Consider the following 1,827-nt stretch of genomic DNA (forward strand, 5'->3'; position numbering starts at 1 on the left):
ATGTGTCAGACTCTAATGGGTCAGCTAGCATGTGAGTGTCGTGCTTAGCCATGTAATTCTCTAGGTCTGTAAGTAACGAGTATCCCCACCCAGTGACGGCGCTATCTTTGTACTTGCGAAGCACATCAATAGCACGCTGATAGTCACCCGTATTTACATAATAGACTAGGTCATCGGCTGCGCCTGCATCAGCGCCATACATAATACGCCAGCCACTACCACATACGAATACTTGATTGCCATCAGGTGTTTCCAACTGCATCTCGTCGGGGTCTTTGATTTCCCATGCACTGACTGTAGGAGTAGGCGCAGGAGGTACGGCTTTACTAGCAAGCTCAGCTTCTAATGCAGTGTGTACAGTGAACCCTACCCTAGACACGCATGTCTCCCATGCTCCCCACTTAGCGAGGTTAGGTCGGTTGATAATACCGTTGAGTATGCGATAGGCAGCATCCCATCTGTGATTGTTCATAGCATCCGTGTACTCGATGGCTAGGTCTAGGTCATCAGTGACAAAGTGAGGTGTATTACCACTCGCAGTCAAGTGAAAGCACATGTAAAGGCTAGACTTGCGCTTGTGTGTCAGGGCACGGTAGCGGTAGCGTACATGTTCAAGTTTGATAGCCATGTTATGCCTCCACTAATTCAGCATCACACGCATGACGTGAGATGAGTACACATTCTTGCTCGAATACTTTGCACATATCACGGGCAATAAGTTTGACTTCAATCCATGCTTGCGCTTGCTCGATTGTGTTGTCACCGAACTTAATGCAAGTGAATTGAAATGAGGATTCAGTGCATAACGAACCGTCTTGCATGACGTAGTTGCCGTCCACGATAGACATGGTACAGCCCCCGAATACAGCGCACAGTTGTTCGGTCCATGATGCGATGTGTTCTTGTACTAAGTCAGCACGCATTGCCTTCGCTGAAATTGTGTCGTCAATGTGCGCACCTGCACCTAACAGGATTTTATATTCCATGCTCATAATAATTACTCTGATTCAATTGGTACGTTGATAAAGAAATGGTGATGCAAGATACACTTCAACACAGTGAGGTCATCTTGCGTTAGGTAATGCCGTTCACGGTCATAGCCCAGCGATGCTAGGTACTTAGCACGTGTGTGTATGTGGTGCCATGTATGATTGCAATGCTTGTCAAGCCATGCGTAGTAATGACTGTGAACCATAGGCGTGTCTAGTTTGTCCGGTAATTCAAAGTGAGTACGTTCCATTAGCAGGCCCATCCATTGTAGTAGTCAATGACACGAATCCAGTCATCAGCATCCCAGTTGCTAGTACAACAGTCGAATGCCTCCACTGGTAGGTAATACTTGCCGTTGTGATAGGCAGTGAGTTTGTCTATGTATTTCATGACGTAATCCTTACGTATAGCCACACGATAGGCGCACCAATGAATAGGTAGACCGTCATCAATACAGCTACGCCCACAAAGTAGGCTACGCCCTGACTAGGGTCCATCGGGATAGTGATAGTCGCAGCGATGAAGGCTACGAACTTGAATGCAGTGTCGATGTTCATGGTTAATAACCTCGATATAAAGGCATGAAGATAAACATTAGAGCGGTAATGATTAGGGCAAGCAAGGCGTTGCCTATCATACCTCCCTCGGAAAACATAGCTCTACGGTTACGTGCGCTACCAGTGCTACCAATGCAGACAAAGCCAAACATCAGCAGCCATGCGAAAAGAAATGTCAGCATAGATACACCTCGATTGTAGGTTGAACAGATAAGCATACGCACTCTCTCGAATGCGCATGGATTAAGTGCTCACTGTTACGCTGCTTTCACGCTTTTCA

General features: G+C 46.7%; 2 protein-coding genes. Both read right to left on the minus strand.

Features of this window, described 5'->3' with window-relative positions:
- Positions 1–379 (minus strand): hypothetical protein (locus ABMA70_RS15940; RefSeq protein WP_393022384.1); only part of this gene is annotated, 379 nt, incomplete at its 3' end.
- A gap of 250 nt (positions 380–629) precedes the next feature.
- Positions 630–986 carry a hypothetical protein gene (locus ABMA70_RS15945; RefSeq protein WP_393022386.1) on the minus strand — a complete coding sequence of 119 codons (357 nt, stop codon included), beginning with the start codon at positions 984–986 and terminating at the stop codon, positions 630–632.
- Positions 987–1,827 lie beyond the last annotated feature (841 nt).

This window comes from Halobacteriovorax sp. XZX-3 (assembly GCF_043196495.1).
In the GTDB taxonomy this organism is placed as follows: domain Bacteria; phylum Bdellovibrionota; class Bacteriovoracia; order Bacteriovoracales; family Bacteriovoracaceae; genus Halobacteriovorax_A.

What these genes read in the sequence shown, in the direction of transcription:
- ABMA70_RS15945 (WP_393022386.1), bottom strand. Translation starts at nt 986, where the DNA reads ATGGAATATAAAATCCTGTTAGGTGCAGGTGCGCACATTGACGACACA.